The organism is Pseudomonas sp. P7548, assembly GCF_013386585.1.
GTDB lineage: Bacteria > Pseudomonadota > Gammaproteobacteria > Pseudomonadales > Pseudomonadaceae > Aquipseudomonas.
The window spans coordinates 1-6,442 of record NZ_JACARO010000136.1 but is presented as its reverse complement, the minus strand read 5'-3'; the positions used below and the strand labels follow the sequence as shown (position 1 = coordinate 6,442).

The 6,442-nt window shown below is 60.3% G+C and carries 6 protein-coding genes; 2 read left to right on the top strand and 4 right to left on the bottom strand.

The annotated features are described in order from the left end of the window. Positions 1-637: MFS transporter (locus HX803_RS31425; RefSeq protein WP_178925971.1), on the bottom strand; the 637-nt coding region annotated here is incomplete at its 3' end. Between the two features lie 155 nt (positions 638-792). On the opposite strand from HX803_RS31425, the gene HX803_RS31420 reads away from it, so the two are divergent. Next, positions 793-1,605: a bifunctional 2-polyprenyl-6-hydroxyphenol methylase/3-demethylubiquinol 3-O-methyltransferase UbiG gene (locus tag HX803_RS31420; protein ID WP_178925970.1), complete on the top strand. Its 813-nt coding sequence runs from the start codon at positions 793-795 to the stop codon at positions 1,603-1,605. A 136-nt stretch (positions 1,606-1,741) separates the two neighbouring features. On the opposite strand, the gene HX803_RS31415 is transcribed toward HX803_RS31420, so the two are convergent. Then, entirely contained in the window at positions 1,742-2,128 is a 387-nt protein-coding gene (locus HX803_RS31415; protein WP_178925969.1) for a TIGR03067 domain-containing protein, read from the bottom strand. A 289-nt stretch (positions 2,129-2,417) separates the two neighbouring features. Between HX803_RS31415 and lpxO the strand changes: the two genes are divergently transcribed. Further along, the gene (lpxO, locus tag HX803_RS31410) at positions 2,418-3,317 is read left to right on the top strand and encodes a lipid A hydroxylase LpxO (protein ID WP_178925968.1); all 900 of its coding nucleotides are present in this window, start codon (positions 2,418-2,420) and stop codon (positions 3,315-3,317) included. A gap of 18 nt (positions 3,318-3,335) precedes the next feature. Here the strand turns inward: lpxO and ligD are convergent, their stop codons facing one another. Beyond that, a complete protein-coding gene (ligD, locus tag HX803_RS31405) occupies positions 3,336-5,807 on the bottom strand; it encodes a DNA ligase D (RefSeq protein ID WP_178925967.1) in 2,472 nt (823 codons plus the stop codon). A 15-nt stretch (positions 5,808-5,822) separates the two neighbouring features. Next, a partial coding sequence (locus tag HX803_RS31400; RefSeq protein ID WP_178925966.1) for a Ku protein occupies positions 5,823-6,442 on the bottom strand: 620 nt, incomplete at its 5' end.

Sequence of the window (6,442 nt, the reverse complement as noted above, 5' to 3'; positions counted from 1 at the left end):
CCTTGATGCCGGAGGGCTGCTCGTGGTCGTGGGCATGGGCCGGGTCAAAGCCTCGGGCAACGTCATGGTCGATGGCCGCTGCCGGCACGCAACTGACCGCCACGACACTGGCCACTGCCATGAACGCCATCAGGTAAAAAACCACGACCGGGCCGTACAGGTACGCCAGGCCGCCAGCCAGCAAGGCGGCCACGGCATTGCCGGCATGGTTGAAAGTTTCGTTGCGTCCGGTCCGGCGGGTAAAGGCGCGCGGCCCGGTGATCCCCAGGGAAATGGCGGAAATCGCTGGGGCGAACACCGATGCGGCCACCGCGCTGGCGGCCTGGGTCAACGCCACCCAACTGAATGCGCTGACAAACGGCAGCACCAGGCAACTGAGCGTCACCAGGATTGCGGCAATCGCGATCACTGCGCGCTTGCTGCGGGTGCGGTCGATCAGCGCGCCGGCAGGTCCTTGGGTGATCAATGCGGCAATGCCGGCCAGGGTCATGACCACGCCGATGCTGGCCGGGTCCCACTTGTGTACCGCCAACAGGTAGATCGCCAGATAAGGCCCGAGGCCGTCGCGTACATCCGCCAGGAAAAAATTCAGGCTGTCGAGGGACAAAGTGGTACGCAGGTCGGTGTGATGGGCCACGGCGAGGTCTTCAGGGGGCGGCACTCAGGGGCTGAGCGCTCATTGGCTTAGTGACCTGTAGGCCCGGGGATTAGTTTCGCCATGCATGAGGGTTTTATCTGACAGGCAATTGGCTTATTTTCCGAACCCCGCTTTATTCAAATCCTGGAGTCGCAATGGACATGCCCTCAGCCCAGCAGGCAATCACCCGTAACAAGGCCGCTTGGGACGCTTCGGCCGCGCTGCACAAAGGCACCGCCACTTGGAATGCGCTGTTGGCGTCGGTTGCCCAGCCGGGTTTTTCGTGCCTGGACCCGACCATTACCGCACTGCTGCAAGACGTCGGCGTTGCCGGCAAGGACGTGGTGCAACTGTGCTGCAACAACGGTCGTGAGAGCCTGTCGCTGTTTGGGCTTGGCGCTCGTTCTGTGGTGGGCGTGGATCAGTCTAGAGCTTTTCTTCAGCAGGCCCAGGAGCTGGCTCATATTTCACCCCACAAACCTGAATTCATTGAGACTGATATTCACCACTTGCCTGAGCATTTGCTCGGCCAGTTCGATGTCGCCTTGGTGACTATCGGCGTGCTGGGCTGGATGCCGGACGTGGCGCTGTTCATGCGTCATGCGGCCAGCACCTTAAAGCCGGGCGGCACACTGGTGATCTACGAAACCCATCCGTTTCTGGAAGTATTCGACCCCAGGGCCGACAACCCGCTGTTGCCGGCCAGTTCGTACTTCCAGCGCGATCCGTTCGTATTGCAGGAGTCGATTGTCTACGAAGGTACCAAGGCCGAAGCCGGGCCGACGTCCTATTGGTATGTGCATACGCTGGGGAGCATCGTCAGCGGCGCGGTTGCGGCGCAGTTGCAGATCAGCCACTTGCAGGAGTACCCGCATTCCAATCGTGAAGAACTCTACGATCAGTACGAGCACCAGAGCGCGCAACTGCCAATGTGTTTCACCCTGACGGCCACTAAACGGTCCGTGTAATCCACTGGTGTGCAGGCAAAAAAAGGCCCGCGAGAGTGGCGGGCCAAGGGATTCACTGGAGTAGGTAGGCTTCACCCTATAGGTGGGAAAGTGAAGGCCTTGTGAAAAGCGTGTCGCAAATTCGGATGTGTATGGGTCACCGGCGACGTACGAATGTTCGCATGGTCTGACCCGGCCCGGTGCTGAATTCGGTCGGCCTGGGCATGCCTTCATCGGCGGCGATGAACACGAAGTCGTCGCCTTCAAGACGATAACTGGCGGGCAGGTGTTTGCCGGCGTCTTCGCCGATGGCGTCCACCCAGGTAATGCTCTTGGGGGTTGTCGTGCTGTCCAGGGAAAAACGGCCGGCCAACAACACTTTGCCCTCGGTAGTCAGCACTTCAAAGCTGTCACCGCTGATGATCGTCACGGCGCCGGGAGCGCTATGGGCGTCGACCGGATTCAGCACGCCACTGTCTTCGAGAGCGGTCTGTTCCCAAGTGCCCTGAAGGGCTTGAAAATCCACGTCGGTGCGGGACGACATACAAATTCCTTTTTGCAGTAAGGGGTTGCGGACAGTGCCGCATCGCGGCGTTGCAAGGCAAGCGTTGGCATTGATCCAGCACATTGAATGGACAGGTTTTCACAATTCTTAGTTAACCTTTGGTTACAAACTGTGGCTAAATAACTGCCAATGGTGATGAACCGGTGCTCATTTAGCCGGTCGTGCCGCATAAATGTGAATTGTGATTTCAGGTGCTGCTTATTCAATCCTCGGCCGTCGTGGGCACGCAGGAGCAGCCTGTTCTCTCTACTGACGTGTGACGAATCCCTTGAAACTCATCATTGTTGCTCTCTACGTTGCCTCCATTGCGTATGTACACCTGCGTGGCCGGGTGCGACACAAGCTGGGTCGCCAGCTTAGCGATCACTCGACATTCCTGGCGCCGATCAACTGCTTTCTCTACCTCTTCTCCAAGCAACCCAGCCGACCGTACCTGTCGCCAAGCGACTTTCCCGACCTGGCACCGTTGCAGGAACACTGGGAAGAGATCCGCCAGGAAGGCCAGAACCTGATGCAGGCCGGGGCGATCAAGCGCTCCGACCAGTACAACGACGTCGGTTTCAACTCCTTCTTCAAGTCGGGCTGGAAGCGCTTCTACCTCAAGTGGTACGGCGACAGCCACCCGTCGGCCATGAAGCTGTGCCCGCGCACCACCGAACTGGTGCAGAGCATCGGTTCGATCAAGGCCGCGATGTTCGCCGAGTTGCCACCGGGCTCCAAGCTGGTCCGCCACCGTGACCCGTATGCCGGTTCCTACCGTTACCACCTGGGTCTGGACACACCGAATGACCCGGGTTGCTACATCAACGTGGACGGCGAAAGTTACTACTGGCGCGACGGCGAGCCGGTGATGTTCGACGAGACCTACATCCACTACGCTGAAAACACCACTCAGCAAAACCGCATCATCCTGTTCTGCGATATCGAGCGGCCGATGAAGTACCGCTGGGCGGCGGCGTTCAACCGCTGGTTCAGCCGCAATGTGATGGCTGCAGCCGGTTCGCCGAACGATGATGGCGACAAGACCGGAGGTTTGAACCGGGCATTTACCCGCCTGTACAAGATTCGCTTGCGCGGCAAGGAACTGAAGAAACGCAACCGTGCGCGCTACTACCTGGAAAAGTGGGCGATTTTCGCCGGCTTGGCGCTGATCTTCATCCTGATCTGAAGCGCGATCGGGCGCCGCTCACTCGGGTGGGCGCGCGCCCAGCTTGTCCCACATTTTTTTGCTGAGCTTCTGCCGATTGGCATACCCGGCCCACGGGTCGGCTTTCAAACCCTTCAAACGTTCCTGCAGGTTGGCGACCGTCCACTGCTGGGCACCGCGTACGTCTTTCAACTCCTCACGACTCACCGGCACTGACACGGGAAGGCCCGGCCGCGCCCGCACCGAATACGCAGCCACCGTGCTCGCGCCGCGTGCATTGCGCAGGTAGTCGATAAAGATCCTGCCGATGCGGTTTTTCGGCCCGGACGTGGCGGTGAAGCGCTCAGGCAGTTGCTGCGCCATGAACTGCGCGATGGCCTTGGCGAAGGCCTTCACCGTGTCCCAGCCATCCCGGCGGGCCAGCGGAATCACCAGGTGCAAGCCCTTGCCACCGCTGGTTTTGACGAAGGCGTCCAGCCCCAACTCATCGAGTACCGACAGCGTGAGCTGCGCCGCCTCCAGCATGGTTTTCCACGGCAGCGCAGGGTCAGGGTCCAGGTCGAGCACAAACAGGTCTGGCGTTTCGATCTTGTCCGAGGTGGCGCCCCAGGTATGCAGCTCTATGGCGCCCATCTGCACGGCGCCGACCAGGGCGCTCACGCTGTCGATTTCCATCAAGCGCGCATGGCCAGGATCCAGCGCCGGGTCCAGCTGCTTGATGTGGGGAATGGCGAGGCGCTCGGCATGTTTTTGGAAGAACTGCTCACCTTCGATGCCTTCCGGTGCGCGCAGCAGTGACACAGGCCGATGACGCAGGAAGGGCAAGAGCCATTCGCTGATACCCTCGTAAAAGGCCGCCAACTGTTGCTTTTGTGTACCGCTTTGCGGGTCGATGACCCGGTCGGGGTGAGTGATGTTCACGCCAGCCTCTGTTTTTTGGGGCCTGGAGGCTTTAAGCGACTTCGCCGCACGCGGTTGCTCATGAATGATCTGTGACACCGGCTTGTCGGTGCGCAATGCCACAAATGCAGCCTGGCGTACGATGCCTTCCCGCGTCCATTCGGCAAAGTGCACCTCGCCGACCAGCGCAGGTTCCACCCAATGTACACCGCGTGCTTGAGTGCTGTTCAGCGGTGTTGCCAGCGGTGAGGCCTTGCACTCAAGCGGTGTGAGCTGCGCGTAGATGGCTTTCAGCGAGGCCTGATCAAACCCGGTGCCGACGCGCCCGGCATACACCAGGCCCGTCGCGTCGTTCACCGCCAGCAGCAGGGCGCCGAACCCGGTGCGCGAGCCTTTGGGGCGCGTGTAGCCGACGATGACGAACTCCTGGCGCAAACGGCATTTGAGCTTGATCCAGTCCGTGTTGCGGTTGGACACATACGGGCTGCCCAGGCGCTTGCCGATGACGCCTTCCAGGGCCAGGTCGCAGGCGCTTTCAATGATGTCGCGCTGGTTGGCGACAAAGGCTTCGGAAAACCGCAGCAGTTTGCTGCGACTCCTGCTGAGTACGGATTTCAGCGCCGCCCGACGTTCCTCGACGGGCGCCTTGCGTTGGTCCACTCCGCCCAGGAATGGCGCATCGAACAGGTAATACACGATGTCCAGGCTGCGGCCGATATCGAAGGCGTTCTGCAACGCCTGAAAATCCGGCAAGCCGTCACCGTTGAGGCTGACCACTTCACCATCGAGCCAACTGTCCTTGAGCTTGAGGGCTTGCAACGCCTTGACCTGACGCGGCAGGCGCTCGGTCCAGTCGTGGCCATTACGGGTGAACAGGCGCACTTCGCCGTCAAGAATGCGCGCAAGCATGCGGTAGCCGTCAAATTTGATTTCGTACTGCCAGTCACCGTCTGGCGCGCGATCGACCAGAGTGGCCAACTGCGGCGTGAGTTGCTCGGGGAGAGTGATTGGCTTTTTCTCGCGTTTGGTCCGGGTTTTGGATTTGCCGACTGTGGCGTCGCTAAGCACGCTTTTAGGCATGGCCTGGACGATGTCGTAATCAGTGGCAGGGCGTGCCTGAGGGTCTTTTTCCTTGATCAGCAGCCATTGCTCTTTGTCGCCACTGCCTTTGAGGCGGGTGCGCACCAAGGCCCAATCGCCGGAGAGTTTTTCGCCGATCAGGGTGAATTTAAGTTTGCCCGCCGCGTAAGCCTTGTGCGGATCGTCATGGGGTTGCCATACGCCACGGTCCCAGACGATGACATCCCCGGCGCCGTATTGGCCGGGGGCAATGGTGCCTTCGAAGCCGCCATAGCTCAAAGGGTGGTCTTCGACGTGTACTGCCAGGCGTTTCTGGCTGGGGTCCAGGCTCGGCCCTTTGGGCACCGCCCAGCTTTTGAGCACACCATCGAGTTCAAGGCGAAAGTCGTAGTGAAGGTTGCGTGCATCGTGTTTTTGAATCACGAACGACAGCGCCGACGTTTTGCGCTGGCGACTCGGTGCGTTGCCCGCCGGTTCTGCGGTGATCTCGAAGTCGCGCTTGCGGTTGTATTCGCTCAAGGGCTTTGGCATGGGAGGTTCCGTGGCTCAGGAGGCTTTGGTGGCTTTCTTCGCGGCAGGTTTCTTGGCCGGTTTGCCGGCCAGGCTGCGTTTGAGCAGTTCGGTCAGGTCGATCACGTCGGCCGATTTGCGCTCGTCACTGCCTTGGGTGGTTTCCACGTCTTCGATTTTGCCGGCCTTGGCTTTTTTTGCCACCAGCGCCAGGATCTTCTCCTGGAAGCTGTCGCGGTACTCGTCGGGTTGCCAGTCGGCACTCATGTCCTCTACCAGGCGCTTGGCCATGTCCAACTCGCCTTTGGCCAGCTTCGGCTTGGTGACGTCGCTGCCCAGTTCCAACTCATCCAGGCTGCGCACTTCGGCGGGCCAGCGCAACATCACCAGCACCAGGGCTGAATCCAGCGGCATCAAGGCGGCCAGGTGCTGCTTGGTGTGCAGCACCACATTGGCCAGCGCGACTTTTTGGGTTTTCTTCAGGGTTTCGCGCAGCAGGGCGTAGACCTTGCCACCGCGTTTGTCCGGGGCGAGGAAGTAGGGCGTGTCGATGTTCTGCAACGGGATCTGGTCACTGGCGACAAAGGCGATGATCTCGATGGTCTGGGTCGACTTGGGGTGCGCCGAGCGAATTTCGTCTTCGCTGAGCACCACGT